Annotated in this window: 1 protein-coding gene; it reads left to right on the top strand. The window is 53.5% G+C overall.

The window, feature by feature from the left end; translation table 11 throughout:
• A partial coding sequence (locus tag KGL31_13655) for a DNA mismatch repair protein MutS (protein MDE2322936.1) occupies window positions 1-954 on the top strand: 954 nt, incomplete at its 5' end.
• Window positions 955-1,089: the final 135 nt, after the last annotated feature.

Here is a 1,089-nt window from a genome sequence, read left to right as displayed (position 1 = left end):
GCCCCCGCGCTGGGAATCTCCCCGTACGCGATGCCCGCCGTGATGGTGTTCTTACTCCCCTCATTCCTGCTGTATGGACCCGTCGTCGGAGGTTTTGACAGAGACAGTATTATCTATCCCTTGCGGAATGGCTATAGAGACTCGCGCGATGTTCAGCAGGCGTTAGAAGCATTGGGGCAAATCGATGAATTGCTTTCCTTTCATCGTTATGCCAAGGCGTCCGGGGGTTCAACCGTGCTACCGACGCTCATCGATTCAGAGCGGCACACTATGGTCTTGAAAACGGTCAGAAACCCTATTCTGGGAAAGGGGAATACGGATTACGTACCCAACGATATCGACCTGAACGGGACTCGAATCACGTTTGTTACCGGCCCAAACGGAGGCGGGAAAACCGCTTTCTGTAAAACTATCGCCCAGGTGCAACTGCTGGCACAGATCGGTTGCTATGTGCCTGCCGAGCGGGCGGAGGTCTCAGTGGCCGATCGAATCTTCTATCAGGTCCCGGAAGCCAACTCGCTGGCCGACCGGGAGGGGAGATTCGGAACGGAGTTACAGCGCACGAAGGCTATCTTTTTCGCGTCGTCGCCCAGAAGCCTGGTCATTCTGGATGAACTGGCGGAAGGAACTACCCATCAAGAGAAACTGGAAATCTCTCACACCATCCTCGGTGGATTTTACCAAGTCGGCAACAATACGATCCTGGTAACTCACAATTACGAACTGGCAGAGCAGTTTCAAAAAAGAGGTATCGGCCTGTATCGCCAGGCAGAGTTTGTCTATGGTTCCCCTACCTATCGACTGGTCGATGGGATCTCACGGATCAGCCATGCTCACAAGGTGGCTCAACGAATCGGCTTTGCGAAAGAAGATATCGAAAAGCATCTGGTCGAGCGAGGTTATGCAGGTGACGACAGTAGCTCGTCAGAAGCGGGCGCTTCGAGTTCGACATGATTGATCTCGAAATCTACGCCTCCGCTCGAGATCCTAACCCGCATTATTCATGAAGGCGGCCCAATCTTATTTGCAGTCTTCGCTGCGGAGCGACAATACAGCCTTCGCATAGCATGACCCTGAAGACCGGGATCG

The sequence above is a fragment of the Candidatus Methylomirabilota bacterium genome (assembly GCA_028870115.1).
Classification (GTDB): domain Bacteria; phylum Methylomirabilota; class Methylomirabilia; order Methylomirabilales; family Methylomirabilaceae; genus Methylomirabilis.
The sequence above is the reverse complement of the archived record's forward strand: the minus strand, read 5'-3'. Positions and strand labels throughout refer to the sequence as shown.